Origin of the sequence: Streptomyces rapamycinicus NRRL 5491, from assembly GCF_024298965.1 — a bacterium.
Classification (GTDB): Bacteria; Actinomycetota; Actinomycetes; order Streptomycetales; family Streptomycetaceae; genus Streptomyces; species Streptomyces rapamycinicus.
On sequence record NZ_CP085193.1, the window covers coordinates 2022014 to 2048876 of the forward strand.

The 26863-nt window shown below is 68.8% G+C and carries 22 protein-coding genes and 4 pseudogenes; 15 read left to right on the forward strand and 11 right to left on the reverse strand.

What is annotated here, in order from left to right:
* Positions 1-107: 107 nt before the first annotated feature.
* The gene (locus LIV37_RS08375) at positions 108-1847 is read left to right on the forward strand and encodes a chloride channel protein (RefSeq protein ID WP_202979674.1); all 1740 of its coding nucleotides are present in this window, start codon (positions 108-110) and stop codon (positions 1845-1847) included.
* A gap of 46 nt (positions 1848-1893) precedes the next feature.
* On the opposite strand, the gene LIV37_RS08380 is transcribed toward LIV37_RS08375, so the two are convergent.
* Positions 1894-2343 (reverse strand): nitroreductase family deazaflavin-dependent oxidoreductase, encoded by a 450-nt coding sequence (locus LIV37_RS08380; RefSeq protein ID WP_020866673.1) that lies wholly within the window; start codon positions 2341-2343, stop codon positions 1894-1896.
* A 340-nt stretch (positions 2344-2683) separates the two neighbouring features.
* Here LIV37_RS08380 and LIV37_RS08385 point away from each other — a divergent pair, with 340 nt between their 5' ends.
* The gene (locus LIV37_RS08385; RefSeq protein ID WP_121825691.1) at positions 2684-3349 is read left to right on the forward strand and encodes a DUF4142 domain-containing protein; all 666 of its coding nucleotides are present in this window, start codon (positions 2684-2686) and stop codon (positions 3347-3349) included.
* A 90-nt stretch (positions 3350-3439) separates the two neighbouring features.
* Here LIV37_RS08385 and LIV37_RS08390 read toward each other — a convergent pair whose 3' ends face one another.
* The 5 genes and pseudogenes from LIV37_RS08390 to LIV37_RS08410 all read right to left on the reverse strand — a co-directional run bounded on the left by LIV37_RS08390 (position 3440) and on the right by LIV37_RS08410 (position 7433).
* Positions 3440-4441, reverse strand: a complete 1002-nt coding sequence (locus LIV37_RS08390) for a PP2C family protein-serine/threonine phosphatase (RefSeq protein ID WP_121826162.1) — start codon at positions 4439-4441, stop codon at positions 3440-3442.
* Positions 4442-4629: 188 nt separating this feature from the next.
* Complete coding sequence (locus tag LIV37_RS08395) at positions 4630-5928, reverse strand: ArsB/NhaD family transporter (protein WP_020866675.1); 1299 nt, start codon at positions 5926-5928, stop codon at positions 4630-4632.
* The gene (locus LIV37_RS08400; protein ID WP_020866676.1) at positions 5921-6391 is read right to left on the reverse strand and encodes a CBS domain-containing protein; all 471 of its coding nucleotides are present in this window, start codon (positions 6389-6391) and stop codon (positions 5921-5923) included. The genes LIV37_RS08395 and LIV37_RS08400 overlap by 8 nt, the downstream gene beginning before the upstream one ends.
* Positions 6378-6824, reverse strand: a pseudogene (locus tag LIV37_RS08405) (cation:proton antiporter); the annotation flags it as partial. The gene LIV37_RS08400 and the pseudogene LIV37_RS08405, both read right to left, overlap by 14 nt.
* Before the next feature lie 12 nt (positions 6825-6836).
* Positions 6837-7433 carry a TetR/AcrR family transcriptional regulator gene (locus LIV37_RS08410; protein ID WP_121825690.1) on the reverse strand — a complete coding sequence of 199 codons (597 nt, stop codon included), beginning with the start codon at positions 7431-7433 and terminating at the stop codon, positions 6837-6839.
* 102 nt (positions 7434-7535) lie between these two features.
* On the opposite strand from LIV37_RS08410, the gene budC reads away from it, so the two are divergent.
* Both budC and LIV37_RS08420 read left to right on the forward strand, forming a co-directional pair.
* Positions 7536-8303, forward strand: coding sequence for a meso-2,3-butanediol dehydrogenase (gene budC / locus LIV37_RS08415; protein ID WP_020866679.1), 768 nt, complete (start codon positions 7536-7538; stop codon positions 8301-8303).
* A gap of 20 nt (positions 8304-8323) precedes the next feature.
* Positions 8324-9289, forward strand: a complete 966-nt coding sequence (locus LIV37_RS08420; protein ID WP_020866680.1) for an alpha/beta hydrolase — start codon at positions 8324-8326, stop codon at positions 9287-9289.
* A 98-nt stretch (positions 9290-9387) separates the two neighbouring features.
* On the opposite strand, the gene LIV37_RS08425 is transcribed toward LIV37_RS08420, so the two are convergent.
* Positions 9388-10893 carry a SulP family inorganic anion transporter gene (locus LIV37_RS08425; RefSeq protein ID WP_020866681.1) on the reverse strand — a complete coding sequence of 502 codons (1506 nt, stop codon included), beginning with the start codon at positions 10891-10893 and terminating at the stop codon, positions 9388-9390.
* A 400-nt stretch (positions 10894-11293) separates the two neighbouring features.
* On the opposite strand from LIV37_RS08425, the gene LIV37_RS08430 reads away from it, so the two are divergent.
* Positions 11294-11698, forward strand: coding sequence for a MerR family transcriptional regulator (locus LIV37_RS08430; protein WP_020866683.1), 405 nt, complete (start codon positions 11294-11296; stop codon positions 11696-11698).
* 137 nt (positions 11699-11835) lie between these two features.
* On the opposite strand, the gene LIV37_RS08435 is transcribed toward LIV37_RS08430, so the two are convergent.
* Positions 11836-13131, reverse strand: coding sequence for an HAD family hydrolase (locus tag LIV37_RS08435; RefSeq protein ID WP_121825689.1), 1296 nt, complete (start codon positions 13129-13131; stop codon positions 11836-11838).
* Between the two features lie 416 nt (positions 13132-13547).
* On the opposite strand from LIV37_RS08435, the gene LIV37_RS08440 reads away from it, so the two are divergent.
* The 5 genes from LIV37_RS08440 (at position 13548) to LIV37_RS08460 (ending at position 18267) form a co-directional block, all read left to right on the forward strand.
* Positions 13548-14012 (forward strand): mycothiol transferase, encoded by a 465-nt coding sequence (locus tag LIV37_RS08440; RefSeq protein WP_020866685.1) that lies wholly within the window; start codon positions 13548-13550, stop codon positions 14010-14012.
* Complete coding sequence (locus LIV37_RS08445; RefSeq protein ID WP_020866686.1) at positions 14009-15232, forward strand: MalY/PatB family protein; 1224 nt, start codon at positions 14009-14011, stop codon at positions 15230-15232. Before LIV37_RS08440 ends, LIV37_RS08445 begins: the two co-directional genes overlap by 4 nt.
* 112 nt (positions 15233-15344) lie before the next feature.
* The gene (locus LIV37_RS08450; RefSeq protein WP_020866687.1) at positions 15345-15758 is read left to right on the forward strand and encodes a RidA family protein; all 414 of its coding nucleotides are present in this window, start codon (positions 15345-15347) and stop codon (positions 15756-15758) included.
* 248 nt (positions 15759-16006) lie between these two features.
* Positions 16007-17413 (forward strand): MFS transporter, encoded by a 1407-nt coding sequence (locus LIV37_RS08455; protein ID WP_121825688.1) that lies wholly within the window; start codon positions 16007-16009, stop codon positions 17411-17413.
* 164 nt (positions 17414-17577) lie between these two features.
* Positions 17578-18267 carry a hypothetical protein gene (locus tag LIV37_RS08460; RefSeq protein ID WP_020866689.1) on the forward strand — a complete coding sequence of 230 codons (690 nt, stop codon included), beginning with the start codon at positions 17578-17580 and terminating at the stop codon, positions 18265-18267.
* Here LIV37_RS08460 and LIV37_RS08465 read toward each other — a convergent pair.
* On the reverse strand, positions 18235-18648 hold the full coding sequence (locus tag LIV37_RS08465) for an ATP-binding protein (RefSeq protein ID WP_158634935.1): 414 nt from the start codon (positions 18646-18648) through the stop codon (positions 18235-18237). The genes LIV37_RS08460 and LIV37_RS08465 overlap by 33 nt on opposite strands.
* 349 nt (positions 18649-18997) lie before the next feature.
* Between LIV37_RS08465 and LIV37_RS08470 the strand changes: the two genes are divergently transcribed.
* The 3 genes and pseudogenes from LIV37_RS08470 to LIV37_RS08480 all read left to right on the forward strand — a co-directional run.
* Entirely contained in the window at positions 18998-19570 is a 573-nt protein-coding gene (locus LIV37_RS08470; protein WP_020866691.1) for a CGNR zinc finger domain-containing protein, read from the forward strand.
* A gap of 354 nt (positions 19571-19924) precedes the next feature.
* Positions 19925-20752: pseudogene (locus LIV37_RS51710) on the forward strand (AAA family ATPase); the annotation flags it as partial.
* Positions 20753-20960: 208 nt separating this feature from the next.
* Positions 20961-21281, forward strand: a pseudogene (locus LIV37_RS08480) (hypothetical protein); the annotation flags it as partial.
* Positions 21282-21380: 99 nt separating this feature from the next.
* On the opposite strand, the gene ilvD reads toward LIV37_RS08480, so the two are convergent.
* Positions 21381-23036, reverse strand: coding sequence for a dihydroxy-acid dehydratase (gene ilvD / locus LIV37_RS08485; RefSeq protein ID WP_020866693.1), 1656 nt, complete (start codon positions 23034-23036; stop codon positions 21381-21383).
* Between the two features lie 231 nt (positions 23037-23267).
* On the opposite strand from ilvD, the pseudogene LIV37_RS08490 reads away from it, so the two are divergent.
* A pseudogene (locus tag LIV37_RS08490) lies at positions 23268-24463 on the forward strand (IS110 family RNA-guided transposase).
* Positions 24464-24539: 76 nt separating this feature from the next.
* On the opposite strand, the gene LIV37_RS08495 reads toward LIV37_RS08490, so the two are convergent.
* On the reverse strand, positions 24540-25916 hold the full coding sequence (locus LIV37_RS08495; RefSeq protein WP_158634933.1) for an MFS transporter: 1377 nt from the start codon (positions 25914-25916) through the stop codon (positions 24540-24542).
* A gap of 266 nt (positions 25917-26182) precedes the next feature.
* Here LIV37_RS08495 and LIV37_RS08500 point away from each other — a divergent pair, with 266 nt between their 5' ends.
* The gene (locus tag LIV37_RS08500) at positions 26183-26833 is read left to right on the forward strand and encodes a GntR family transcriptional regulator (RefSeq protein WP_020866695.1); all 651 of its coding nucleotides are present in this window, start codon (positions 26183-26185) and stop codon (positions 26831-26833) included.
* Positions 26834-26863 lie beyond the last annotated feature (30 nt).

A 26863-nucleotide genomic window follows, 5' to 3' on the forward strand; every position in this document is an offset into this window, starting at 1 on the left:
ATAATGCAAAGATGAACGGTGAAACGATCGGTCTCCGGCGAGCTCCTTCTCGCGCGCCGGTGCGGGCCCGATTGCTGGGCGGAGTGCGGCAGGGGCAGGGGAGTGTGATAGCGCTCGCGCTGCTGGTGGGGTGCGGTGCCGGACTGGGAGCGATCGCCTTCCGGTGGCTGATCCAGACCTTCACCCGGCTGCTGTCGGGTCACACCGACTACTCCGCCGCCGGGCACGCCGCCCATCCGGGGCTGCCGTGGCTCGGCCCGTGGTTCGTGGTACTGGCGCCGGTGGCCGGCGGGCTGCTGTACGGGCCGCTGGTGCAGCGCTTCGCCAGGGAGGCGCGCGGACACGGTGTCCCGGAGGTGATGTACGCCGTCGCTCACCGTGGGGGCCGGATCGCCCCGCAGGTCGCGGTGGTCAAAGCACTGGCGTCGGCACTGTGCATGGGGTCGGGCGGCTCGGTTGGCAGGGAGGGGCCGATCGTGCAGATCGGCTCGGCGCTGGGCTCGACCGTCGGGGGTGTGCTGCGGGTGCCGGAGGACCGCAGACGGCTGCTGGTCGCCTGTGGCGCGGCGGGCGGTATCGCGGCCACCTTCAACGCCCCGCTGGCCGGGGTGTTCTTCGCCATGGAGCTGATCCTGCGGGACTTCGCCGTGGAGTCCTTCGGCGCCGTCGTCCTCTCCAGCGTCACGGCGAGTGTCATCGGCCGGGCAGTGCTGGGCGACGAGGCGTTCCTGACCCTGCCCGCCTTCCATGTCGGCCATCCCGGGCAGTACGTGCTGTTCGCGCTGCTCGGCGTGGTAGCGGGCGCGGTCGGTGTGGCGTTCACCCGGGTGTTGTATCTGATCGAGGACGCCTGCGACTGGGCCTGGCGCGGACCGGAGTGGCTGCGCCCGGCGGCCGGCGGACTGCTGCTGGGCGGGCTGCTGCTCGCGCTGCCCCAGATGTACGGGGTGGGCTATCCGGTGCTGGAGAACGCCATCGACGGCGAGTACACCGTCGGCCTGCTGCTGCTCCTGCTGGTCGGCAAGATCGTCGCGACCAGTCTGACCATCGGCATCGGCGGCTCGGGCGGGGTGTTCGCACCGAGCCTCTTCCTCGGCGCGATGGCCGGGACCGCGTTCGGTGCCACCGTTCACCAGCTCCTGCCCGGCACGGCGGGAGCGGTGGGCGCCTACGGACTGGTCGGCATGGGGGCGGTGTTCGCGGGCTCGGCCCGCGCCCCCATCACCGCGGTGATCGTGCTGTTCGAGCTGACCGGGCAGTACTCCATCATCCTGCCGATGATGCTCGCCATCGTCCTGGCCACCCTGACCAGCCGACTGCTGTCACGCGACACCATCTACACCCTCAAACTGCGCCGCCGCGGCATCGAGCTGGACACCGCGCGCCTGACCCCTTCACTGACCGGCGCGACCGTGCGCGAGGTGATGGCGGAACCGCCCACCCCGCTGCCCGGCACGCTGCCGCTGGAGGACGCCGCCGACGTGATCGCCCGCTCCGGCCACGGGATCCTGCCCGTCACCGGCCGGAACGGCCGGTACGCGGGTGTGGTCACCGCACGCGCCGTCGCCGAAGCGCTCACCGAGCCCGATCCCGCCCTCGACGCGCACGCCACCCCACGCCTCGTCGCCGACCTGGCCGAACGCCCCCCGACGGTGACCACCGGCACGCCACTGAGCGGGGCCTTGCACACCCTGGTCACCGCCGATGCCACCGGGCTACCCGTACTGGAGACGGAGCACGACGAACCCGTCGGCTGGCTCACCCACCAGACCGTACTCAACGCCCTCCACACTCCCACGCCACCACCACAGCGCGCTCCCGATGCCGCTCATCGGTGCTCGGGATAGCCAGCCGCGCCCCAGCCCGTCTCCCACTCGGCACCGCGTCCCCTCTTCACCGGCTTACGGGCCCCTGGTCGGGCAGGACCCGGACGAAGGGAATGTGGTCACGCCCGATGCGGTGGTAGTCCTCCGCGCTGCCGTCGGTCTTCAGGCCGCACATCCGCATCAGCCCACGGGCCAGGCGCGGATGCCGCAGGGCGTAAACGGCCATCAGGCGTCCGGACTCCTCCGGGCCCAGCGGCCGCGCCACCGCCGCCATCCTGCGCCGCCCGACCTGGATCGTGACTCGCGGAGTGTGCTGGATGTTGCGGTACCACTGCGCGCCCGGACCGAAACCGGAGGCGAGGTGGTACGCGCCGGTCCGCGGGTCCCGGCCCGTCACTTCCAGAACCACCTGCCGCGACAGCCCACTCGTGCGGCCGGTATGGGTGAGCAGCAGCATCCGACCGCCCAGCAACCACCCCAGATGCCACCGGTAGAGCGGAATCGGCGCACGGAACACCGCCCTCCGCAGCCTACTTCGACCATGCAAACGTTGCATGGGCTCAAGATACTCATCGGGCGTCATCCCGGGGAAGGACATCACGTGAGGGTGCTCAGACCGAACCGCACGGACTGTTCGAAGGCGGTGCCTCAAAAGCACCCCTGATTGCCGGTGGCACCGTGCGCTACGAGGTCAACTGGCAGCGGGACTGTAGCGGATCGGGGGGACTCCCGCCATCGGTTCCGCACCCTTAATCAAAGTGCAAATTTTGCAGTGTCTAAATGCCTAGCGTTCTGCGTGCCACGACGCTCGCGTCCGTCTCCCAGCGGGCGGGCGCACTCCCGTTCCAGGAGGCACCATGACCGCTCACGCCCGGTCAGTACCCGGCCGCTCACGCAATCTCACCATCGCGGGCGTCCTGCTCGTCGCTCTGGCCGTCATCGCCGGAGCCATCGTCTGGGCCACCCGAGGCGATGCGAACGCCACCGAGAACTCCTCGGCGAGCTTCCCCAGCGCCAAACCGGCCGCCCCCGGTGACGTCGTCACCACGGCCGGCCCGGTGAGCAAGCTGGACATGGAGTTCCTGGTGAAGGTGCGGCAGGCCAACCTGTGGGAGGCCCCGGCCGGCCGGCTCGCCCAGACCCATGCCACCAGCGAGGCCGTCAAACGTGCCGGGATGCACGTCATGGACGGACACTCCAAGCTGGATGAGTTCGTCCGCAACACCGCCGAGGCACTGAACGTCTCCATCCCGGACGAGGCCAGCACCGAGCAACAGGGCTTCGTCCGCACCCTGGAGAACGCCCAGGGCGCCGACTTCGACAAGAAGTTCGCCAACATCCTCCGCGGCACCCACGGCAAGATCTTCGTCACCATCGCCCAGGTCCGCGCCAGCACCAAGAACTCCGTGATGCGCCGGTTCGCCTCCGAGGTCAACCTCACCGTCCTGGACCACCAGAACGTCCTCGACGACTCCGGCCTGATCGACGAGGCCACCTACGACGACATCGCCTCCACCTTCTGACACCCGCACCCATGGCAGGGCGGACGGCAGGTGCGCGCCGGGCGGGCAGAGAGGTCTCATCTGCCCGCCCCGCACCGCCCCGGTCCTTGGTCAGCCGTCGCGATGGCGGAGCAGCAGCATCGCGGCGTCGTCCTGTAACGGGCCCTCCACATGCTCCATCAGGTCCTGCCGCACGGCGGTCAGCGCCGCCTCCGGGTCTGGGTCCGCGAGCCCGCCCACCCGCTGCTCCAGCGGATAGAAGTCCCCAAAGGGGTCACGGGCTTCGGTCACCCCGTCGGTGTAGAAGAGCACCTGGTCACCCGATGCGAAGGACACCTGGTACGGCTTCGGGCCCGGTGCTCCGTGCGCGCCGAGTCCCAGCGGCAGCGCCCGCTCCGGCGGCGCCAAGTACCGGGCCTCCCCAGTCGCTCCCACCATCAGCGGTGCCGGATGGCCGAAGTTGAGCAGGGTGCAATCGGTGCCGTCCCCCACCTCGGCCAGCACGGCCGTGACGAACTTCTCCCGGGTCAGATGCCGCTCCAGGGCCCGTTCCAGCCGTTCACCGACGGCCTTGAGGTCCGGCTCGTCGTACGCCGCCTCCCGGAAGGCGCCCACGACCACGGCCGCGGTCTCCACCGCCTCCAGCCCCTTGCCCTGCACATCACCCACGATCACGCGCACTCCCTGCGGTGAGGTCACCACTTCGTACAGGTCCCCTCCAATGCGGGCCTCGGCCACAGCGGAGGTGTACGAGACCGCCACTCGCAACCGTCCCGCGCCCCGCGGCACCGGCCGCAGCAGCACTCGCTGCGCCACCTCCGCGATCGACCGGACGCTTGCCAGCTCCGCCTCCCGCCGCTGCCGCCGCACGGCCGCCGCGAGCCCTGCGGCCGTGACGCCCGCCACCGAGAGCAGCGCGGTGAAACCACGGCGGGTGCCGAACAGGCCGTCGAACGCGCTGAGTCCGAGGCACAGGACAACGGCGACCACACCGATGGCGGCCGTGCGCCACCATCCACCCGTGAGCCCGGCGAAGGCCGGCCCCAGTGACACCAGGGGCAGCAGGCCCACCCCGGGGCCGGAGAGGAGGTCCAGCACGGCCACGAGCGCCATCACCCCGAAGGGCAGAACGGACAGGAGCAGGGAGTCCTTCGGATGATTCTCCTCAGCCAATGAACACTCCCGAGGGCGTCGCGTGGAGGCTGTGCCGCTGCCATCAGCGCGCGGCACAGGCCAGGACAGATCTCTTGAGACTAAGCAATGGGAGTGGAAACACGGGTCACATCCCGGACACGACGTGATCAACTCAGAGCGAAGTACCGCAGCCACAGGTATCCGGCGCACAGTGTCACCGTCACGGCGGTGACGACCAGGCCGTACCGGGTGAACTGCCAGAAGGAGATGGGCTGGCGGTTGCGTTCGGCGATACCGAGGACCACGACGTTGGCCGAGGCGCCGATGGCCGTGGCGTTGCCGCCCAGGTCGGCGCCCAGTGCGAGGGCCCACCACAGCACATGGACACCGTCGCCGCCGAAGCCATGGGCCAGGTCGGCGGTGATGGGAGCCATGGTGGCGACGTACGGAATGTTGTCGACGACCCCCGACAGCACCGCCGAGCCGAACAGCAGCAGCATCACGGCCCCGAGTTCGCTGCCGCCGGTGGCATCCGCCAGGGCGCGGGAGACCTCCCCGATGACCCCGGTCTCGATGAGCGATCCGACCATGATGAACAGCCCGGCGAAGAACGCCAGGGTCGGCCACTCCACCTCGCTCAGCGCCTGACCCGTCTCCACCTTGGAGACGGCGATGAGCAGCCCGGCGCCGAGCAACGCCACCACGCTCGGCGCGTAGTGCAGCACCGGATGCGCCACGAACCCGACGACGACCAGGGCCAGTACCCCCAGGCCCTGGTACAGCAGCCGGTGGTCCCGGATGGCTTCCCGCTCCTCCAGCGCCATCACCTCGGCGGCACGCTCCTCGTCGTAGACCAGCGCCTTGCGGAACATCACCCGGCACAGCACCACCAGAACGGCGGTCAGGACCACGGCGATCGGGGCGAGATGGACGAGGAAGTCGTTGAAGGTCAGCCCGCCCCGGCTGGCGATGATGATGTTCGGCGGATCGCCGACGAGCGTCGCGGTGCCGCCGATGTTGGACGCCATCACCTCCGCGATCAGAAACGGGGCTGCGGGCAGCGCAAGGCGTTCGCACACCAGCAGGGTGACGGGGGCGACCAGCAGGACCGTGGTGACGTTGTCCAGCAGCGCCGAGGCGGAGGCGGTGATGACTATGAGCATGGTCATCACGCGGAATGGCTTGCCGCGGGCCCGTTTGACCGCCCAGATCGCCAGATACTCGAAGAGACCCGTCTGCCGCAGGACCCCGACGATCGCCATCATCCCCAGCAGCAGGAAGACGACGTTCCAGTCGATTCCGGAGCGTTCGTCGAAGAAGGCGGCCTTGTCGTCGGTGGCGCCGATGGCGAGCATGGCCGCCGCCCCGGCCAGGGCGGCGGCCGTGCGGTGGACGCGCTCGCTGATGATCGCCACGTAGGCGACGACGAAGACGGCGATCGCCGCCCAGCTGTGCCAGTTACTCATGGGGCTCCGCATGTCCGAGGAGTCGATGGAGGAGCTGCGAGGCGGTGATCACCCCGAGCAGATTGAGGCCCGCCTTGTCCCGGTCGGCCACCGCCACCAGCGGGCTGCGCGCCCGCGCCATCAGCGCGGCCACCTCCAAGGCGGTGTCGTCGGGCGCGGCGATCGGCGGCCGGGCCGCCTTGTCGGACAGCAGGTCACCCACCGGGCGGCCGCGCAGTGCCGCACACAGCCGGTCGGCGTGTTTCTCGTCGATGACCGCCGCCAGCGCGGGGTCCTCGATCACATAGGCCGGGACCAGTGCCTTGATCACCTGGGAGGCGGGCAGGATCGCCTTCGGCTCGCCGTCGCGGTCCAGGACCAGCAGCCCCGGCAGTTGGTGCTCGGCCATGAAGCCGGCCGCCTCCAGCGCGTCGTCGTCGACGCGGACCGACTCGTACTCCACGGCCAGATCACGTGCGCGCATCGCCATCTTCCTCCACTCGGGGCGCCGCCCGGGCCACTCCGGCGGTCTGCTTCTCCCTGCCCACATGGTGGCCGTTCTCGTCATCGTCGTCCGGGATGCCGGCGAGGTCCTCGACGTCGAAGAGGCGGGCGACGGGCACGTCCGTGCTGCTGTGCGCGGCGATGGAGAACGCGATGCACACCGCGATCACGGTGTACGCCTCCTCACTCCGCGGGATGCCGAACTCCAGCACCAGCGGCCCGTACACGACGGAGGCGAAGCCCTTCGGCCCGAACCAGGCCGCCGCCGGCTTCTCCCGCCGCGCGAAACGGGTACCGATCAGCGAGATCAGCAGCGACGCCGGGCGGACGACCACGATGGCCGGCGCCACGGCCACGTACCCGCCAACCGACAGATCCCCGAACAACCGGGGGGGCAGCAGCGCGCCGAACACCCCGCCCCGGGGTCACACGATGGCGCGGCGGTCGGGTCCCGGCTGTTTGAGAGCGGCGGTGGCGAGGCGCAGTTCGCGAAAGGCCTGGTCGAGCTGGTCGTGGAGGGGGATGGAAGGTTCCTCCATCCAGCGGTGGGTGGCGACTGCGAATGTGTCCATGGCGACCTGGGCGCACAGGGGCGCGGTCCGGGCGGCGACGCCGCGGGCTTGCAGGGCGTCGGTCAGTGCGTTCACCAGGAGGGCTCGCTTGGCCAGGGAGCGTTCCTGGAGGGCGGGGGTCTCGGCGATGAGTCGGACACCGGGCTCGGTGAACGGGCGGTTGCGTTCGAACAGAGGCACCGTCTCATGGAAGGCGGCGCGCAGGGTGGGCAGCGGTTTCATGCCGTGCGGGACAGCGGCGACGGCCTTGACGAGCAGGTCACGCAGTTCGGTTTCTCCGTCGAAGAGCATCTCGCGTTTGTCGGCGAAGTGGCGGTAGAAGGTGCGCTCGGTCACACCGGCGCGAGAGGCGATGGCTTCGACCGGCGTCTGGTCGAAGCCATGTTCGGTGAACAGTTCCAGTGCGGCCTGCTGAAGCCGCCGACGCACCGCTTCCCCACTTCTTGGCATGAATCGACCCTACCACTTTGCGTCAGTCCATGACGTAAGTTAGCGTCACACACTGACGCTAAAAACGTCAGTCTATGACGCTAAGAATAAGAGGCATCTCGCATGGAACAGCGATTCGGCGGAAAGACGGTGATCGTCACCGGTGCCAGCTCCGGGATCGGAGTCGGCATCGCCAGGCGGTTCGCCCTAGAGGGAGCGAACGTGGTCCTCGCGGCGCGGCGCAAGGACCGGCTGGACACGCTCGCGGCCGAGCTCGGGACGGAGCGAACCCTCGCGGTGGCCACCGATGTCACCAGCCGGGATGCGGTGCAGGCCATGATCGGCGCCGCCGTGGACCGGTTCGGGGGCTTGGACGTGCTGGTGTCCAACGCCGGTCTGGGCCTGGGCAAGGACTTCGAGAAGACGACCCTTGACGACTGGCGGCTCGTCATGAGCACCGATGTCGACAGCTGCTTCTTCGGCGCACAGGCGGCGCTGCCGCACCTGAAGCAGAGCCGCGGCAGCATCGTGCAGATCGCCTCGGCGTCCGGGCTGGGAGGCGACCGGATGCTCACCGCCTACAACGCGGCCAAGGGCGCGGTTGTGAACTTCACCCGCGGACTCGCCTTCGACCTCGGCCGGTTGGGCATCCGGGTGAACGCCGTCGCCCCCTCCCTGACCCTCGGGGCGGAACACGCCGATCACCCCGACGCCGGGAGCCTGATCGAGCGGTTCGACCAGCGCCGGGCTCTGACCGGTTACAGCACTCCGGCCGACATCGCCGGTGCGGTCGCCTTCCTCTCTTCCGACGATGCCCGCTTCATCACCGGAACCATTCTGCCCGTCGACGGCGGCATCACCGCCGGCAGCGGCCAGCCTCCCCTGTTCTGATCCCGGAAAGGAACACGGCGATGGCCTACGACATCGACCCCGAACTCGCCGCGGCACTGGACGCCATACCCAAGGGCCCCAACGGCGCCATGCTGGACTTCTCCGACATCCCCGCCTTCCGCGCGCAGACGGAGGCGGCCGGAGCCCAACTCCCAGTCCTCGCCCCGGACCCGCGAGTCAAGATCGAGACGCTCAGCGTCCCGCGCGAGGACGCAACCGTGCTCGACGTAGTGATGTTCCACCCCGGCAGCATCGACCAGCCCCGCCCATCCCTTCTCTATTTCCACGCCGGAGGGCAGGTCCTCGGCAGCGCCCACGACTCGGCCTCCCACTCGTACGCCGCGACCATGGCCCTGCGACTCGACATCGTGCTGGCCGTGGTCGACTACCGGCTCGCGCCCGAAACCCGGGCCCCGGGAGCGGCCGAGGACGGCTACCTCGCCTTCACCTACCTCACCGAGCACGCCTCCGAGCACGGGATCGACCCGGACAGGATCGGGCTCGCCGGGGCGAGTGGCGGCGGGGCGCCCGCCACAGCCACCGCGCTCATGGTCCGCGACCGCGGCGACCGCCGACCGCGGCTGCTGTCGCTGAACTACCCGATGCTCGACGACCGCAATGAGACCCCGTCCAGCCACGAGATCGTCGACCTCGGCATCTACGACCGCCGGGAGAACGAGTACGCCTGGGCAGCCGTGCTGGGCGACCGCACAGGCGCCGCCGATGTCCACCCGTACAGCTCGCCCGGCCGTGCCACGGACGTGGCCGGCTTGCCGGACACCTTCATCGCCGTGGCACAGTACGACGTCTTCCGTGACGAGAACATCGACTTCGCGCAGCGGCTGATCGCCGCCGGCGTGCCCGTCGATCTGCACCTCTACGCCCACGCCTTCCACGCCTGGGACATGTTCGCCCCGAACTCGGCCCTGGCCACGACCTTCGAACGGACCTGGCACGACTACCTACGCCGCCACCTCCACGGCTAGAGAACCCGGCGCCGAGGAGGAACTGGCCTCCTCCGCCCCAGCGGGCCGAGGCGGCTCCGGGTACGGTGCCGCCTGATCCCGCGCCGGCATGTCTGGACTCAATGGCCGACGGTGAGTTCGCCGCTGAGCTTGCCGTGGAGGTGGGCGCTGGGTTCGTTCAGGCCGGTGATCTGGACGGTCTTTCCGCGCTGCGCGTACTTGGTCTCGATGGCGTCGAGGGCGGCGACGGAGGAGGCGTCCCAGACGTGCGCGGCGGACAGGTCGATGACGACCGTCTTCGGATCGGTGGCGTAGTCGAACTGGCCGACGAGGTCGTTGGAGGAGGCGAAGAACAGCTCCCCCGTGACCCGGTAGACCACGGTGGCGTGGTCGGGGTCGGTGACCGCGGTGACCTCGGCGAGGCGGGCGACCCGCTTGGCGAAGACGACCATGGCGGTGATCGAGCCCACGACGACACCGATGGCCAGGTTGTGGGTGGCCACGACGACCGCGACGGTGATCGCCATGACGGCGATCTCCCCGGCGGGCATCCGCTTGAGCGTCTTCGGGGCGATGGAGTGCCAGTCGAAGGTCGTGAACGACACCATGACCATCACGGCGACCAGAGCGGCCATGGGGATGTCGGAGACGACCGGACCGAAGACGATGCACAGCAACATCAGGAACGTGCCGGCCAGGAACGTCGACAGGCGGGTGCGGGCGCCGGAGACCTTCACGTTGATCATCGTCTGGCCGATCATCGCGCAGCCGCCCATGCCACCGAAGAAGCCGGTGACGACGTTGGCGATGCCCTGACCGATGGACTCGCGGGTCTTGTTGGAGCGGGTGTCGGTGATGTCGTCGACCAGCTTGGCCGTCATCAGCGACTCCATCAGGCCGACCAGCGCCATCGCGAAGGCGTACGGCGCGATGGTGGTCAGCGTGTCCAAGGTGAAGGGCACGTCGGGCAGGCCGGGAACCGGCAGGGAGGACGGCAGTTCGCCCCTGTCGCCGACGGTGGGCACCGCGATCCCGGCCGCGACCGTGACGACGGTGAGGATCACGATCGACACCAGCGGCGCCGGGACCACGGTGGTGACCTTCGGGAAGAACACCATCAACACCAGACCGGCCGCGATCAGCGGGTAGACGGCCCAGGGCACATCGGACATCTCGGGGACCTGAGCCATGAAGATCAGGATGGCGAGGGCATTGACGAAGCCGACCATCACCGAGCGGGGGACGAACCGCATCAGCTTCGCCACGCCCAGGGCGCCCAGCGCGATCTGGAAGACACCGGCGAGGATCACCGTGGCGACCAGATAGCCCAGGCCGTGTTCACGGTTCATCGGCGCGGTCACCAGCGCGACGGCGCCCGTCGCGGCGGAGATCATCGCCCGGCGTCCGCCGACGATCGCGATGGTGACGGCCATGGTGAAGGACGCGAACAGGCCGATGGCCGGGTCCACCCCGGCGATGACCGAAAACGAAATGGCCTCGGGAATCAGCGCCAGCGCGACGACCAGACCGCCAAGGACCTCGGTGCGCCAGACCTTCGGATCGGTCAGCCAATCGGGCTTCAGGCCGCGCAGACGCGCGGCCGAGGAGACAGCGGGACCATACAAGGGAGGAGGAACCTCGTGCTCGGGCACGCCCCTTGGCCGGGGACGTGCGGGAACGGCGTGGAGGGGCCGGGTCGGCACCCTGCGGACGGCCGCGCGGAACGCGGACCGGTACTGGAAGGCGGGACGGAGCGGAAGCACGGATGCGGCCGGACTTCACGCCCAGGAGTGGAGGGTCACGGCGGGCAGACCGCGGCGTCGGGCGTCACCGGCTCGCGCATGCGGTTCTCCTGCAAGAATCAGATCTTCGCCGGGGGCATCATCGGCCCCGGCACGGCAACGGCAGAGCAGCGCCAGGCCGCCTCACTGCCGAGAACTCTACCCTAACGTTAGGGTAGAGGTCGGCCGAGGCTGCGAGCGGACGCGGCTCGCCGCGAACGAGAAGGGCCAGAGGATCACGGGCGTGGACGGCAAGCACATGCAGATCGGCGAAGTCGCCGCGCGGACCGAGCTGTCCCTGCGCACCATCCGCCACTACGACGAGACCGGCCTTGTGGTCCCCTCCGCCCGTTCCCAGGGCGGCTTCCGCCTCTACACCGAGACCGATGTCGCCCGCCTGATGGTCATCCGCCGCATGAAACCGCTCGGCTTCACCCTGGACCAGATGCGCGACTTGCTGGAGGCCACCGACCGCCTCGACACCGGTGCCGAGATGCCGACCGGCGAGCGGGAGAATCTGCTGGACCGCGTACGCGGCTTCGAGGAGTCCGCGCGGCAGCGGGTGGCGGACCTGCGGACCCAACTGGCGCGGGCGGAGGAATTCGCCGCTACTCTGGGCGAGCGCCTCACCTCGGCGCAGCGTCACTGACGACGTTGGGTCAGCACGTCCCATCGAGATCGAAGGACGGCGCGTGGTGGATCCGCACGCTCCAACCTGGGAACAGCGCCCGGTTGAAGGTTCAATTTCGCACCTAGCGCCGGGCCCAGGGAACGCGTGGCAACCCCTCAGCTCCCGTGGACCGAGTCCTCCTTGTCCGGGATGACGCTGCCGTCCTGTCGCCGCACCGGACCCAGCGTGCCGTCGGAGTTGGTGTATCCAGTGGTGGAACAGGGGTAGGCGGCCTCCTTGCGCGGCAGCGGATCGATGAACATGGGGTTGATCAGCCAGGCACCGTCCGCGTTGTCGTAGGCCCGGCACATGATCTCGTTCTTGTTCCGGTTGAGGACCAGGCCCGCGCCGGTGGCGTCGCCGACCATGGTCACATCGGTGTCGGCATCACCCGCGCCAATCACCAGGCGCCCCTCAGGAGGCTGCTGTTTCCAGGCAGCAGGGCCGGTGACACCGAACACCTTCTCGTTGAGCCAGCAGCGCTTGCCCTCGATGTACGGCATGACCTTGCCCTTGCTGTCGGGTTCACCACCGCACCCTTCCTGGGTGTAGGTGATCCGCCCCCGACGGTCGAGCAGGTTGCGGATGGCGAGAGTGTGCTGGCGGTCGACGCCGACGCCACTCGCCCAGGCGTTGGTGACCGGAGTGCTGCCCGCGGAATCCACCCACACCTCGAAGCCCGCCTTCTTCAGGACCCGGATCAGGTCCTTGATCTGCGGGTTGTAGCGAGCGTAGGCGTGCAGGGTGTGGCTGCCGACCCGCTGCGTGGCGCCGACGGGCGCAGCCAGCGCCTCGGCCCGGGACTTCCGCGCGTAGGAGGTGACCTCGGCCTCGGTGTGGCCCGCGAACAGCTGGGGCACCCAGGCGTATTGGGGAAGAGTCCGGCGGCTGTTCCACTCTCCCGCGAATGCCTTGTGGCCGTTCATCAGGGTGGCCTCACTGCGGATGGAGAAAATCTCGTCCGTGCAGGCGGTGTTGGCGGAAGTCGGCAGTGGCGCACCGGCGGGCACATCCGTGCCACATGCTTTGGTCAGTGCCCGGTCGGCTTCCTCGGTCAGCCAGGGACTGGTGTCGGACCAGCGTGCCGGTCGCAAGACCTTGTCGTGCTTGAGAGCCCAGGCGATGGCGAGGTCGGTGATGTCGTTCTTGGTGACGGTGTTGTCCCAGTCGAAGGCGGCGACTGGCCGCTTGTCATGACGCATATGCGGGTTGCCGCATGTTCCGTGCTCGTCGATCACTCGCTGAAGCCGCTCCCTGTTGTCGCCGTACCACGCGAGCGACGAAGAGAGGCGGGGGCAGTGGGGCCGTCCGGCGGCGGTCCCCGCCGCGTATGTCGTGCCCGCTGGAATCAAGGACGTCAGTAAGGCGACCGATGCCAGCCCGAGGACGGCGCCCAGGGAAGCAGTACGCATGCGGTGACTCTCCTTCGCATCGAGAACGGTGAGGACAACACGTTCGTACGACGGACTGCGGGACGTCTCGTACCGTACGCGCAGCGATCATCCGGGTACACCTTTGAGCGGCGGGCCACCGTGGCGGCCGCGAGCGCCACCATCCCGGCGCCCTGAAGCCCCACGAACTCGGTCACCGCCACGTCGCGGCACACCCCACACCTGGCCCTGGGCACCGGTCCATGAGGTGTCGCGTCTCGCGGGCGTCACCTGTTTGACGGGTTACGCAGCTCCGGATTAGCCTGCGATCGTCACCAGCCGCCCGCCGAGGGCCGTGTCGCCCGGACAGCCCGTTCACCCACGTCCTCGCTCAGCCGTGGCCCATCGCCATGGCCTGATCGCGTCATGGCCCTGACCAGCACTCCCACGAGGAACCCATGGAACTGAACGAGTACCTGTACTTCCTGCGCCGCGCGTTCGACGGCATGATCAGCGCACTGGAGGAACTGGGCGACGAGCTCGCCAATACCGCGCTTCCGCCGACCGGGGCGAACAGCCCGTTCGCGATCGCCTATCACTGCACGGGCGTGGCCGATTACTGGATCGGGCACGTCATCGCCGACAGGTCCGTGGACCGGGACCGGGCCTCGGAGTTCACCGCCGTCGGGACGGTCACCGACCTCAAGAGTGCTGTGGACCCGCTGTTCGGCCGTCTGCGCGACGACCTGTGCGGAGTCGACCCGCAGGCGGCGCCCCGCAACGTACCGCCCGTCTCCTTCGAAGGCCCCGACCGCCCGCTGACCTGCGCCGGTGTTCAGCTGCACGTACTGGAGGAACTCGCCCAGCACCACGGGCAGGTACAGATCACCCGGGACGTCCTCCTGAACGGCACGGCACGATGACTCATCCGGCCCCCGCCCCGGGAGCCCCCGCCCCCGACCATCGCCACGTCCCCGGCTTCGACGACCTCGACCGGGACTGGCTGCGCAACCGCGCCGGGGTGAAGTGGCACCGCGTGGATCAAACGGTCCTGCCCGCCTGGGTGGCCGACATGGACTACCCGATCCCCCGGGCCGTCGCCGAGGCTCTCCACGAGGCCGTCACTTACGGAGATCTGGGATATCCCGACTGGCCCGACGGCAGCCCGCTGCGCCGGCTCTTCGCCGAGCGCATGACGTGCCGTTACGGCTGGGAGGCCGCGCCATCCCGTGTCCGCGAACAAACAGACCTCATACAGTGCCTGCAGCTCCTGCTCCACCTGGCCACCTCCCCGGGGGATGCCGTCGCGGTCCAGACGCCGAACTACCCTCCGTTCCTGGCCACGCTGAGGACAATGCGGCGTCCCGCCGTTCCGGTGCCCATGATCCAGACCGACCAGGGCTGGCGCATGGACTTCGCCGCGCTGGCCGACGGCGTGGCCCGCCACGGCTGCAAGGTGCTCCTGCTGGTGAACCCGCACAACCCCACCGGCCGCGTCATGACCCGGGACGAGCTCGAGGAGATCGCCGCCGTCGCCCGACGGCACGACTTGCTGGTCATCAGCGACGAGATCCACTCCGAGCTGAGCCACGCCCCCCACCAGCACATCCCCTTCGCGTCCCTGTCGCCCGACGCCGCCGCACGGACGGTGACCATCACCTCCGCTACCAAGGCGTTCAACCTTGCCGGGCTGCGCTGCACCGTCACCCACTACGGCCCCGACCGGCTGCTGGCCACCCGCGACGCCCAGCCACCGGACCTGTACGGAACCGTCTCCACCCTCGGCGTCATCGGCACCCGAGCGGCCTGGCGGCACGGAGATCCCTGGCAGAAGGAACTTCTGACCGTCCTGGACCGCAACCGCCATCGTGTCCACGACGTACTACGCGACCGGGTGCCGGCGCTGCGCCACTGGCTTCCCGAAGCCACCTACCTCGCCTGGCTCGACGTCCGTGGGCTACGGCTCACGGAAGATCCGGTCCAGTACGTGCTCCGCCAGGGCAAGGTCCTCCTCGACGGCGGGGAACCCTTCGGTCCGGAGTCCGGCGGGTATCTGCGGCTCAACTTCGCCACCTCGGCGCGGGTGCTGGACGAGGTTCTCGACGGGGTCAGCACCGCGCTGGCCCCCCTCCAGGAGCGCTGAGGACGCGACGCGCAAGCACCCACGTGTATCAGCCCCGTGCCGTCGGCGCCCCTCAGCGGGCCGGCGCACCCCACGACATGTCTCCCGACCCGGACGAAAGAAGGAAATCCCTGTGAGCGATCAACAAACGAAGACGGCCATCGTCCCCACCACCCACTCGGGCGCGGCAGGCCCGTACTCACCCGGCAGCCGAAAGGGCGACATCCTGCAGACCGCGGGTCAGCTGGGGCTGCCGCCCGGCGCCCCCCATCTCCGCTCGGCCGATCAGTACCCGAACCTGGCCACCCAGGTGCTTCAGGCGCTCGACAACGTCACCGCGGTGCTCGCCGAGGCCGGGTCCGGCTGGGCAGACGTGATCATGGTCCGGGCGCATCTCACCGACACCGCCCACTTCCGGGAGTTCAACACCCTGTACTCCGAGTACCTCGCCACCGAGCAGGGCCCCCTCCCGTCCCGCACGACTGTGTACGTGGGCCTGCCGGCCGGATGTCTCGTGGAGATCGACGCCCTGGCCGTCCTGGGGTGACACCTCCTGTGCCACGGGCCGTGCCGCCGCAGGCCGGCCCGTGGCGATGAGGCCGCCGCTGTGACGCCGCCAGCTCCGCGGCCCCCGTCCATAACAGCAGCGCAACCCTGAAGCAGTAATTCCGTCACCGTATTGACAGGTGTCGACATCGACGGCATGTTACTCCCATCGTCACCCCATAGAGCGGTGACACTCATCGTGAATGCCTCTTCACGCGCCTCGATGCCCGTCGTCCCCAGGGGAACCCCATGACCCACACCGCATCCACTCCCCCTCCCGGCGGCCGAGTGCCGCGTCCGGCGACGGAAACGTCCGGCGCCGGCCAGCTCGCGGCCAGACTCGAGCGACTGCCGTGGTCCGGCTATCAGCGAAAGCTGCTGCTGGTCGTGGCCACGGCCTGGCTATTCGATTCCATCGACCTCGCGTCGCTCACCTTCATGCTGTCGCCGATCAGCACCGAATTCTCGCTCGACCACGCGCAGGCCGGCCTCGTGGGCAGCACGAGCTTCCTGGGCATGCTCGTCGGAGCGGTGGTGGCCGGCGCACTGGCGGACCGAGTGGGCCGCCGACGAGTCTTCCAGTGGAGCATCGTCGTCTGGGGCGTCGCCGGCATCGCCCTGGCCCTGTCGTGGGACTTCTCCAGCCTGTTGGCATTCCGGTTCCTGCTGGGCCTGGGCATGGGGGCCGAATTCCCCGTCGCCGCGGCACTGATGGCCGAGTTCCTGCCCGCCGAACGGCGCGGACGCGGTGCGGCGATCCTGGAAGGGGCATGGCCGGTCGGCTTCGTCCTGGCGGGCACACTGGCGTACTTCATCGTTGAGCCACTCGGCTGGCGCGCGATGTTCGTCATCGAGGCGTGTCTGGCCCTCTGGGCCCTGGTGATCCGGCGGTTCATCCCCGAGTCGCCCCGCTGGCTGGCCACTCACGGCCGGTACGCCGAAGCGGAGCAGATCATCACGGAGATCGAGAAAACCGTCGAAGCCACCACCGGCAAGCCCCTGCCGGAACCGGCGGGCCCCGTCATCACCACCGCGTCCGGCCCGGAACGCGGCGGAATCCGCGATCTGCTCTCCCCCTCGTACCGACGGCGCACGCTGTCCCTGTGGGCCGTCTGGTTCTGTATTCTCCTCGGCTACTACGGACTGACGACCTGGCTCGGCGGCCTCCTCACCGAACGCGGCCTCGACGTCATTCACAGCATTCAATACGTCCTGCTCATGGCCCTGTGGGGCATCCCCGGCTTCCTGTCCGCGGCCTATCTGGTCGAACGCGTCGGACGGAAGTTCTGCCTGGCGGGATACACCGTGGCCTCGGCAGTGGCCGCTTATGCCTATGGCCAGGCGGGCGACCGGACCGAGCTGATACTGACCGGCTCGATCCTCCAGTTCTTCTTCTTCGGAATGTGGTCCGCGCTCTACGCCTACACCCCGGAACTGTTCCCCACCCGCAGCCGGGGCATCGGGATGGGAACCGCGACGGCCGCCGGCCGACTCGGCGCGGTACTCGGCCCGACTCTCGTTCCCATCATCCTGAACGTGGCCGGAGCCACCGCTGTCTTCACCGTCAGCGCGGCCCTCTTCCTCATCGCCGCGTCGGTGGTCGTGGCGCTTCTGCCCGAAACCAAGCACACCGTCCTGGAAGACATCTCCGGATAGGGACGCCGGATCCGAAGACCGACGTGACGCCGCCCCTGCGAGCACGGCACAGCCACCTTGCTCGCGGGGGTCCGGCGCTCGTCTGTGCTGACAATCGACGACATCGGAGGGTGAGCACTGTGGGGCGTTGGTGGCGCTGGCGGAGAGTGGCTTTCAAGGGAAGGGTGACCCAGGCCGAGTTCGCCCAGTTCGCCTCGCGGGAGGGATGGTGGTACTCGGGCTCACAGGAGCACGAGTGGTTCGGCTCCGCTCACACGTGGGACACGGTGGAAGGTCTCGTCGTACGGTTCTACACCGGTGGTCCGGTGCCCGTGCCGTTCGCCGAGGTGAGCGCGGACGAGCCGGAGATGTGTCAGCGTGCGATGGCCGACGCGGAGGCCGCCGCCGTCCGGGCCTTCCCCTGCTTCTCGGTCGCGGATTGCCTCGACCTGGCGCGGGGCTCAAGCGGTGGGGCGACGGTCCGGGCGCTGAACGGCCTGGCCGCCGTGGTACCCGACCGCTACTCCCGCGCGGTGGGAGAAGTCGTGATTCCGGCGCTCTTCGCACCCGAAGCAATGGTCCGGTCGGCAGCACTGCGGGTCGTCAGGATGGCGGCGTGGCCCGAGTTCGTACGACCGCTCGCCGCCGCGGCACTGACCGAACCCGACGAGGAGGCCGCCTGCCTCGCGCGCGACATCGTGGCCGGCCTGTCCGGGGCGGACGTCCTGACCTTCCTCGTGCGGCCGTCGGCCGACAAGGAGCCGACGACCGACACCGGCCATCGATCGGACGACGACGCGCAGCGGACCGCCGGCCAGGGACGGCGGTCGCGGAAGCCCGGCTCAGCCCAAGAGATCTTCGTCTGGACACCCTGAGTTCCAGCCCGATACGCGAAGGCCGACGCGGACCGTGTGGGAGTCGGCCGTCTCGCGGCACTCGATCCATTCGGTCAGGTGCTCGACGATGGACAGCCCCCGTCCGTGCTCGTCTCCGCACTCGTCGGATCGGCCCGTCGCGGACGGTGGGCGGGCGGCTGGCGCGCCCCAGTCAATGACTTCGAGACTCAGCCGTCGGGCGTCCAGACGCAGGGAGACGCACATGCTGGCCCTTCCGTGCACGGCCGCATTACCGACGAGCTCGCTCACCACGAGGACCGCGGAGTGCAGGTCGTCGTCGTCCACGCCCCACAGGTCGAGCTGGACGCCGACGAACCGACGCGCCTCCGGAACCCGGCAGGGCTCGGCGGGCAGGGTCATCGCCGCCTGCTGGGGTTCCCCGCGGAGCTGACCCCGACCATCGGACACGTGGGGTGACGACTGCGTCACGCCGGGGACTGAAAGAACAAACATGGGAAATCCGATTCGGAACGGAGCCGAACTCCAGGGACTTTCGACAGCTCAGCCGGATCGATCGACAACCTCTACGTCACCAGCTTGTGTAGTTACTTCTGGTTGCCACCCTTCCTCCCGATTTGTAACCTGTCAATAGGGTGACGAAGGCGAAGCGGGTTGAAGGGGAAGAAACCAGAGACTGAACCTGTTTGCGGGGTGACCTCGCCTGCGGCCCGCTATCGACACGGGAGGCGTCACCTGTCAATATGGACGTGTGGATGAGTTCGTCTTTGTGAGTGGTCGGCTGTGCCTCGATCTGGCGGGCACCAAGCTGTGGCGTCGGAGTCTTCACACGGAGCTGCTGAACTCCCCGGATGACATGCGGCGCTGGGTCCGCCAGGCGGGGCTCCTGGATGATCCGGGCCCAGTGGACGCCCGCGCGTTCGAGCGGCTGCGCCGTCTGCGTGAGGCGGTCTACACGCTCGCCACTTCCTGGCCTCCGGGCGACCACCCGGATGCCGATGTCGGTGAAGTCCTCGCGGAAGTGAACGAAGCGGCCCGGCTGCCGCTGCCGAAGCATCAGCTCGAGGTGTCGGGTCGGCTGACCCGGACGGGCGGTGTGGACGAGGTACTCGGTGCGGTGGCCCGCGACGCGGTGGACCTGCTGAGCTCGGCCCATTTCGCGCGGATGAGAGAGTGCGCCAACCCGGACTGCACGCGTCTCTTCATCGATCTGTCCCACTCCGGCGCCCGACGGTGGTGCGGGATGGCCGAGTGCGGGAACAGGCACAAGGCCGCCAGCTACCGGAAGCGGAAGAAGCAAACTGCGGTCGAAGCCGCCGCCTGAGGACAGGTCCTCACCGGCGAGGACCTGGCGGCGTTCATGACGGCCTTTGCGATCACCTGGGGAGCGCGTACCGCGTGGCCCCCACCCGGAGGGTGCTGCCGTCCAGTCCGTCGACCGCAGCGCACCGGTGGGGGACAGCCAGGCGGCACACAGCGCCGGACAGACGGCGCGCACCGCGCGGATCGCGCGTTCACGCCATCCGCGGGCGCTCTCGCGGCATTGGCACGTTCATGTAATATTTGCGCGCCTACGCTTACCACACAATAGGGTGACGATCCGCGACCATCCATCTGCCATATCGGCCTGCCACAACAGCCTGTCGAGCGTCAGTAACCCGCGTTTAGACCGCCTGGAATGTGTGATTCACCAGCCCATCTCGCCCGATCAGAGCGGGAGAGCAGTCCGCAGCGCACGGCATTCGTCACCTCATTGACTAGTGACACATTCGTACGGCAGTCTTGGGCAGACGACGAAGACAGGCCACACAGGCCGATTCAAGGCGACAAGCCGTGTGGTGACCGGCAGGGAAGGTCATCTGGCCTCTCCGCCCCCGCACTCCCCGCCGCAGCCGCCACCCCCGTCGGCTGCGGCGGGGCCAGTCGTCAGCGGATCCGCAGGGTTGACCGACCGGGGCCACCGGGACCGGACCCCGACAACGTTGCGTGGTGCGAGAGAAGAGGTAGAACGGTGATCAGACGCCGCGCATCCTTCGCAGACACAGAACTCACCGGGCGACGACGTGAGTTGCACACCCTCCGCGTGCTCCTCGACGGGATGAGTGACAAACGAGGAGGGGCGCTGGTCGTGCGTGGGGAGTTGGGCATCGGCAAGACTGCCCTCCTTCAGGGAGTGCGGCCCTCACCGGACACGCTCGTCCTCGCCATATCCGGCGTGGAGCCCGAGAAGGAACTGGACTTCGCCGCCCTCCACCGGCTCTGCGCCCCCGTATTGCCCGGTGTCAACCGGCTGCCCGCACCTCAGCGTCATGCCCTGGAGGCGACGTTCGGCACCGGAACGGAGGGGCACCCGGATCGCCTCCTGGTGGGACTCGCTGCCCTCGGTCTATTGTCGGAAGCGGCCGCGGAACGCCCCCTGTTGTGCGTCATCGACGACGCACAGTGGTTGGATCAGGCAACAGCGCACACTCTCGCCTTTGTCGCGCGCAGAGTTCACAACGAGCCAATCGTCCTCGTGTTCGCGGTGCGCGAGCCGAACGACCGCTCCGAGCTCACCGGCCTCCCGGAACTCCGTCTGGAGGGACTGGCGGAAGAGGACGCGCGCAAGCTCCTGTCAGTGCGGTTCCCTTCGCCCTTCGACGGCCCGGTCCGCGACTGCGTCGTCTCCGAAGCTCAGGGCAATCCCCTGGCTTTGCCGGAACTGTCACGCACCGCTGATGTCGCCGGCGGATTCACCTCTCCTGGAACGGGTGCGCGCCCGTCTCCCCTGGAAGCCGACCTGCGAAAGCAGCTCGCCGGACTTCCCCGGAACACGCGTATTCGCGATCGCTCATCGGTTGCGGACGGCTTACACCGCTGACCGGGTCGCGGTCCTGGAGAAGGGGCGTATCAGCGAACTGGGCACTCATGACGAGCTCTTGGCCCGCGACGGTGGATACGCCTCACTGTGGCGTACCTGGCACGGCTGCTTGCCACCGCACGACGTGCCACGCGGCGGAGATCTGGCGGTTCCCCGGCCATGGGGTGAGCGGTGAGTTCCGGCCGGGGTTCGGCGGCGCGGCGAGACGCCGGCGGGCCTGCGCCGGAGTGCTGGAGCAGGCCCACCGGGCGGTTGGTCCGGTCGGGGGTTGGGGTCAGCGGGGCATGACCGCTCCTTGGTTGGCGGGGGCGACGTGCTGGGCGTAGAAGGCGAGGTAGCCGCGGGTGACGTTCGGGGCGGGGGCGACCCGGCTGGTGCGGCGGCGGGCGAGTTCGGCCTCGTCGACGGCGAGGTCGAGTCGGCGGGCGTTGAGGTTGATGGAGATGGTGTCGCCGTCCCGCACCAGGCCGATGGGGCCGCCGCTGGCGGCTTCGGGGCCGACGTAGCCGATCGCGGGACCGTGGGAGGCGCCGGAGAAGCGGCCGTCGGTGATCAGGGCGACGGTCTCCGACAGGCCCATGCCGACGACGGCGGAGGTGGCGCCGAGCATCTCGCGCATGCCGGGGCCACCCTTGGGTCCTTCGTTGCGGATGATGATCGCCGTACCGGGTTCGATCTCGCCGGCCAGGGTGGCGGTGATCGCGTCCTCCTCGTTCTCGAAGACGCGGGCGGTGCCCTCGAATTCCCACATCGCCGGGGTGACGCCGGAGGCCTTCACGACCGCGCCCTCGGGGGCGAGGCTGCCGCTGAGGATGTAGATCGCGCCTTCGGGAGCCTTCGGCTCGGCACGGGTGGCGAGCAGCTCGGGGTTGGTGTTCTCGGCCGCGGCGGCGATCTCGCCGGTGGTCCTGCCCGAGACCGTGATGGTGTCGCCGTGGATGAGGTCGCCGAGTTCCTTGAGGACGGCCGGCACACCGCCGGCCTCGCCCAGCTCGGTCACCCCCCAGGGACCCGAGGGTGCGAGCTTGGCCAGGGTGGGGGTTTCCCGGCCGATCTTGTCGATAAAGCCGAAGTCGAGTTCGACACCGGCTTCTTTGGCCATCGCGATGAAGTGCAGTACGAGGTTGGTCGAGCCGGACACCGACAGCGCGACGCGCAGGGCGTTCTCGAACGCGGCCGGGGTGAGGATGTCGCTGGGCCGGACGTTCTCCCGGAACAGGTCCACGATGCGCATACCGGTGTACTTGGCCGCGCGGATCTGCTTGTTGGTCCCGCCGGCGAGCGTGCCGGAACCGGGCAGTGACAGCCCGAGGGCCTCGGTGTAGATGCCCGCCGTGTTGCCGCTGGTGAGGGTGTCGCCGGCGCCGGGGCCGGGGAACAGCTCGTCCTCCCAGTTCTTCAGCGTCTCCTGGCTGATGGCGCCGCGAACCGCCTCGCCGACCCCGTCGTAGACGGTCTCGAGGAACAGGTGCTTGCCGCGGTACTCGCCGTACTTGGTGGGGCCGCAATAGAGCAGGATGGTCGGCAGATTGAGCCGGGCCGCCGCCATGACCATGCCCGGAGTGGGCTTGTCGCCACCGGTGAGCAGGACGAGGGCGTCGACGCCGTGGCCTTCGGCCATCAGCTCGACGGAGTCGGCGACGATGTCCCGGCTGGGCAGAACGTAGCGCATGCTGCGTGCGGCGAACGCTTCGCTGTCGGTGACGTGAAAGGTGTTGAACTCGATCGGTGTGCCGCCGTTCATCCGCACCCCCGCCTTGACCGCCTCGGCGAGAGTACGCAGGTGGGCGTTCTCTGGTGAGAAGTCCTGGTAGGTGTTGGCGATCATGATGAGCGGGCGGTCCAGCTCCTCATCGGTGAAGCCGGCTCCCTTGATCCAGGCACGCTGGAGCGAACGCTGGATGCCCTGGAACTGGTCCTTGCTGCGCATGTGTGTCCTACCTTTCAAGGGTGGTTGCTCTGGTCATTCGTAAGATCGGAGGGCCCAGGGGTTCTGGGTATGGCTGGCATGTGGGCGCCGTTGGCAAGGCTCAAAGGACTTGGCCGCCCGGGACCCCGCGACGACTCGACCGCCAATTGGGAGACGCGACTCGATCGCTGCTGTAGGACAACGTCGGCGAGGTCGTCTGCGGGTGACATGTGAGACGGCGAGCTGGCGGAGGTGGCCGTGCCCGAGATCTGGGCCGGAGTGGACATCGGCAAGGAACACCACCACTGCGTGGTGATCAACGCGGACGGCGAACGGCTGCTGTCGCGCCGGGTCCTGAACGATGAGACCGAGTTGCTTCACCTCATCGGCGATGTCCTGGCGATATCCGCGGACGTGCTGTGGGCCGTCGATCTCAACCACGGCGGAGCTGCCCTGCTGATCTGCCTGCTCCTCAGCCACGATCAGCCGATGGCCTATCTGACCGGCCTGGCAGTCCACCGTGCCTCGGCCACCTACAAGGGCGAAGGCAAGACGGACGCGAAGGACGCCTTTGTCATCGCCGACCAGGCCCGCGTTCGCCGGGACCTCGGGCTGCTGAGGCCCGGTGACGAGATCGCTGTCGACCTGCGCACGCTGACCAACCGGCGCCTTGACGTGGTCTTCGACCGCACCCGGCAGATCAACCGGCTCCGCGCCCAACTGCTGGAGATCTTCCCCGCGTTGGAGCGGTCGCTGGACCTGGTCAATAAAGGCCCGGTGATGCTGCTGACCGGCTACCAGACCCCGGCCGCGATCCGCCGCGCCGGCGTCCAGCGGATCGAGACCTGGCTGAAGAACCGCAAGGTCCGCGGTGCCGCGGCGCTGGCGAAGACGGTTGTGGAGGCCGCCCGGGCCCAGATGACCGCACTGCCCGGCGAGAAGCTGGCGGCCGCCATGGTGGTCCGCCTCGCGAAGGGGGTGATGGCCCTTGATGAGGAGATCGTCGAGCTTGACGCCCTGATCGAGGCCACGTTTCGCGAGCATCCGCACGCCGAGGTGATCCGTAGCCTGCCCGGTATGGGCCCCAAGCTCGGCGCCGAATTCATCGCCGCGACCGGCGGTGACATGGACGCCTTCGGCAGCGCCGACCGCCTGGCCGGCTTCGCCGGCCTTGCCCCAGGCCCCGTGACTCCGGCCGCGTCAGCGGCAACCTGCGCCGCCCCCGGCGCTACCACCGCGGACTGCTGCGGTCGATGTACCTCTCGGCGATGGTCAGCATCACGACATGCCCCGCGTCCAAGGCGTACTACCAGCGGAAGAGAAGCGAGGGTAAGGGCCACAAGCAGGCCCTGCTCGCGCTCGCCCGCCGCAGGCTCAACGTCCTGTGGGCGATGATCCGTGACGGACAGTGCTACCAAGGTTCACCTCCCGTCACGACTGCGGCTTGACATCACGATTGGGAAGTCCTTTCGGTGGTGCGGGACGGTGAACGGTGGTGGTGGGTGGTGGTGGACGCCCGGTGGTTCAGACCTCGGTCCGCGAGGCCCGCGCCACCGGTGTGGCCGGTTCGCCGGACGAGGCCCTGTGTGTCGCGCGGTGCAGCGCGAGTGTTCCGCCGGCGGCGAGTAGCAAGAACACGCCGAGGAGGATGTAGCCGACCGAATAGGTGCCGGTGGCGTCCTTGAGGACGCCGGTCAGGGAGGGTGCGATGATCCCGGACAGGTTGCCGACGGAGTTGATGACGGCAACGCCGACCGCGGCCGCGGTGCCCACGAGATAGCGGGACGGGAGCTGCCAGAACACCGGGATGCTGGAGTAGATGGCGGCGGCGGTGACCGACACCAGCACCATGCCGATGAAGAAGTTCGAGAAGAACGGGGACGCCGCGATGGCTGCCGCGCCGATGAGGGTGGGAATCACGATGTGCCACGTGCGTTCCTGCGCGCGATCGGAGCGGCGGCCCCAGAAGATCATGCAACAGACACCCACCGCGCTGGGAATCGCACTGATCAGGCCGATCTGCATCAGCGACAGATGGGTGCCGAACTGATCGCCGAAGGACCGCACCATCTGCGGCAGGAAGAACCCGAGCGCGTACTCGCCGAACTCCAGGCCGAGATAGATCAGGGCCATGTAGAGCACCGCCGGCCGCAGCAGCGTCCGCATGATCGAATGCTGATTGCGATGGGCGGCGGAGACCTCGCCGGTCTCGGATTCGAGCTCGGCCACCAGCCAGGCCCGCTCGGGTTCGGTGAGGAACGTGGCCTGAGCGGGCCTGTCTACCAGCCAGAACAGGCACGCGATCCCGCCGAGCACGGAGGGAACGGCCTCGATGACGAACATCGCCTGCCAGCCGCGCAGGCCCGCCACTCCGTGCAAGACGGTCATCAGCCAGGTCGACAGCGGCGAGCCGATGAGACCGGCGAGCGGCACCGCCATGAAGAAGGTCGCGGTCGCCTGGGCCCGCTTCTCCCGGGGAAACCACCGGGTCAGATACAAAATCATCGCCGGGAAGAAGCCCGCCTCGGCGACCCCCATGAGGAAGCGCAACACGTAGAAGCTGACGGGCCCCCGCACCAATGACATGCAGCCGGCGACGACCCCCCAAGTGATCATGATCCGCGCGATCCACAGCCGGGGCCCGAACCTGGTCAGAGCGATGTTGCTGGGCACCTCGAAGATGAAGTACGCGACGAAGAAGACCCCTGCCCCGATCCCGTAGGCGCCGTCGGAAATGCCGACGTCGGCGTTCATCTCCAGCGAGGCGAAGCTGATGTTGACGCGGTCGAGGTAGCAGACGAAGTAGGCGAAGAGCAGGAACGGCAGGATCCGCCACATCACCTTGCGCATCGCGGTGCGCCGGACAAGCTCCCCCGTCGTGCCTGGTGGTGCTGGATTCATGGACGTCAACTCCTTCACGGCCCGCCTCATCGCGGACGTCTGAACCGGCCCCCTTCAGTGCGGCGAAAGTACCCAGAGAACGTCAGATCGTCAAACGATCTGACTGACGGTATTCTCGGGATACGGCCCCGCGGGCGCCACCAGGGGGATGAGCCGCTTCACCCGCCCCCAGGCACGCCGAGCGGTGGCATGTCGAGGAAGGACGAGGAGGTCCGGGCAGGATGGCTGGTGCGAAGAGGGGCCGTGCGACGCTTGCGACGCACCCCATGGCGGTGCCGTCACGGCCGGACATGATCGCCGCACGCCTGCGACAGGCACTGGCCGACGGTGAGATCACCGAAGGGGAGCAGCTCGTCGAGCCCGATCTTGTCGCCTCGTTCGGCGCCTCACGGCCCACGGTGCGCGAGGCGCTGCAGCGGCTGGTGCAGGAGGGACTGGTCACGGCCATCCCGCACCGCGGTGTGTTCGTCACCACGTTCTCGCCGGAGGATCTCGCCGACATCTACGACGCGCGCCGCGCGATCGAGACCTCGGCCGCGTTGCGGCTGGCCGAGACCCAGGATCCGGCGGTGCTGGCAAGCCTCCGCGAGCAGCACCGCGCCATGACGGCCGCGGTCACGGCGGACGACCCGGCCGAACTGACCGCGGCGGACATGCGGTTCCACGAGATGCTGGTGGCCTGCCTGCGCAATCAGCGCCTCGAGCGCACCAGCAGGACGCTACTGGTCGAAACGCGGATGTGTCTGGCCCGGCTCGAGGGGCACTACTCGATGCCGCAAGAGGCCGTCGACGAGCACGCCGACATCGTCGGCGCGATCGAGTCGGCGGACATCGCAGCGGTGATCAAGGCCGTGGGCGACCACATGACCAACGCCGCGGAACTGCTGGACCGCCTCCACGCCCGGCGCGCTTCCTGACTCACAAGTCGATCCACACCCCTGCGGGGC

Excerpts from the sequence above, each read along its gene's own strand:
- LIV37_RS08385 (WP_121825691.1), top strand. The coding sequence starts at position 2,684 with ATGACCGCTCACGCCCGGTCAGTACCCGGCCGCTCACGCAATCTCACC.
- LIV37_RS08390 (WP_121826162.1), bottom strand. The coding sequence starts at position 4,441 with ATGGCGCTCGTGGCCGTGCTGGACCTCCTCTCCGGCCCCGGGGTGGGC.
- LIV37_RS08395 (WP_020866675.1), bottom strand. The coding sequence starts at position 5,928 with ATGAGTAACTGGCACAGCTGGGCGGCGATCGCCGTCTTCGTCGTCGCC.
- LIV37_RS08400 (WP_020866676.1), bottom strand. The coding sequence starts at position 6,391 with ATGCGCGCACGTGATCTGGCCGTGGAGTACGAGTCGGTCCGCGTCGAC.
- LIV37_RS08410 (WP_121825690.1), bottom strand. The coding sequence starts at position 7,433 with ATGCCAAGAAGTGGGGAAGCGGTGCGTCGGCGGCTTCAGCAGGCCGCA.
- budC (WP_020866679.1), top strand. The coding sequence starts at position 7,536 with ATGGAACAGCGATTCGGCGGAAAGACGGTGATCGTCACCGGTGCCAGC.
- LIV37_RS08420 (WP_020866680.1), top strand. The coding sequence starts at position 8,324 with ATGGCCTACGACATCGACCCCGAACTCGCCGCGGCACTGGACGCCATA.
- LIV37_RS08435 (WP_121825689.1), bottom strand. The coding sequence starts at position 13,131 with ATGCGTACTGCTTCCCTGGGCGCCGTCCTCGGGCTGGCATCGGTCGCC.
- LIV37_RS08440 (WP_020866685.1), top strand. The coding sequence starts at position 13,548 with ATGGAACTGAACGAGTACCTGTACTTCCTGCGCCGCGCGTTCGACGGC.
- LIV37_RS08445 (WP_020866686.1), top strand. The coding sequence starts at position 14,009 with ATGACTCATCCGGCCCCCGCCCCGGGAGCCCCCGCCCCCGACCATCGC.
- LIV37_RS08455 (WP_121825688.1), top strand. The coding sequence starts at position 16,007 with ATGACCCACACCGCATCCACTCCCCCTCCCGGCGGCCGAGTGCCGCGT.
- LIV37_RS08465 (WP_158634935.1), bottom strand. The coding sequence starts at position 18,648 with ATGACCCTGCCCGCCGAGCCCTGCCGGGTTCCGGAGGCGCGTCGGTTC.
- ilvD (WP_020866693.1), bottom strand. The coding sequence starts at position 23,036 with ATGCGCAGCAAGGACCAGTTCCAGGGCATCCAGCGTTCGCTCCAGCGT.
- LIV37_RS08495 (WP_158634933.1), bottom strand. The coding sequence starts at position 25,916 with ATGAATCCAGCACCACCAGGCACGACGGGGGAGCTTGTCCGGCGCACC.
- LIV37_RS08500 (WP_020866695.1), top strand. The coding sequence starts at position 26,183 with ATGGCGGTGCCGTCACGGCCGGACATGATCGCCGCACGCCTGCGACAG.